1 protein-coding gene is annotated in these 1,538 nt (G+C 62.7%); it reads right to left on the bottom strand.

Going from position 1 to position 1,538, the window contains the following annotated elements:
- On the bottom strand, positions 1-1,311 hold a 1,311-nt coding region (locus AC3LB0_RS05920; protein WP_488650240.1), incomplete at its 3' end, for a hypothetical protein.
- Between the last annotated feature and the right edge of the window lie 227 nt (positions 1,312-1,538).

Below are 1,538 nucleotides of genomic sequence, written 5' to 3'. Positions count from 1 at the left end.
CGCACCAGCAGCACCTCTGTCCGAAGCGACTGGCTTCTGCTTCCCCGGTCTGCTCTTGCGCTTCTTCACCGTAGCCACGGCTTTGAGTCCGATCACGGCAACGGCTGTAGTCGCCGCCGGCGGCCCAGCGGGAACGTCAATGCCCGAGGCACCTGCAGCCTTGGACTTCTTCCTCGGTGGTCCCTTGGTCTTCTTCGCCATAGACGCATCGTACTGAAGCCGCGCCTCGGCGGTCTCCTCCACACGGCCGACACGCTTCGTACGCTCGTGCGACTTGGTCACCGCTCGATCGTACGCGCCGAACCAAGAGCTTATCCGGAGCGCATACTTATTCCGGAACTGCTTGATGTCCTCGTCGCCCGCATCGTGCAGCTTCATCTCTATGAGCCGGTCGGCTGCATTGGGCCCCTTCATCTTCACAATTATCTTGGCGGCGCCCTCGTGGTACCACTGCGTGAGCTGCGCGATCTCCGCTTCGGAGAAATGCTGCGGCGCTGCCCGGCCCAAGTTGCGCCCGAAGCCCATCGTAGGCAGCGTGCTGGTGGAAGGCTGCCGCAATGTGCGCACGGTGGGCATCGTCCCGTGAAGCTTATTCACCAAACCCGCAGCGGCATTGATCGCCGCCACTCCGGTCGTGACGCGCACAACATCCGCGAGTCCGCCACGACATTTCGCCATGTGCTTTTTCAAGGCTGCCTCCTTGATATACTTCTCGGGGCAGTTATGCCTGCTGCAGTAGAAGAGCTGCGACGTCACTGGCTGCGGAGCAACGCGCCCAGAGGCCGGCTTCTGCGGGGCCCTCCTCGGGACTGCTCGGTGCTTCACGCCCAATTTCAACACGTGATCCAGGCGATAGCACTCAGCTTCAAGATCGAGGGCCGAAGCGAAGCACCCGACCATGCTCGGGTACGCAGTTGTGACGGTGGCGTACATTGCCGGAGTGTCCTCGGCCACAGCCTGCGTGGAGCGGAAGCCCTCGGCCAGCAGACTGCGCAGATCACCATCCTTGTCGAGCGAGCCCACCAGCTGCCCGTACGTGATCGTCTTCCCGACCCCGATCCCGGCGTTCTCGAACATCGTGACCGAGATGGCGGGCTTCTTGTCGGTGCCGGCGTTGCTGGCGTAGTTGAACACGGTGGAGAGGAAGGTGCAGCGGCCGGCGATGAAGCCCGACGCGGTCTTCAGCTTCGGCTGCTTGGCTCGATCAGGCTGGAGGTTGACGAACGTGGCGCCGGCGACCTTGCTTGTGGAGCTCCACAAGTCCACCACCTCGGCTGCGGTGGTGGCATCGTGCCCAGCCGCGACGCCCATGCTCAGGGACCCCTTGTAATGACTGAACTTGCAGTCCAGAACCTTCTTGCCCTCGCCGCCTGCAGCAGAGCAGTGAGCAGATTACGTCCATGCGACGGTGGCAAGCGGTCCTGCAACTTGTGAGCGCGCACCTTCGTTGTGATTCACTTCGAGCACGCGTATGCCCGTATGCGCTTCGCTGTCGGCAAAAACTGCGAGCAGGCCGGCGTTGTGCAGATTGCCGGCAC

The organism is Candidatus Limnocylindrus sp. (assembly GCF_040397235.1).
Classification (GTDB): Bacteria; Chloroflexota; Limnocylindria; order Limnocylindrales; family Limnocylindraceae; genus Limnocylindrus.
This window is presented reverse-complemented; position numbering and strand designations above follow the sequence as displayed.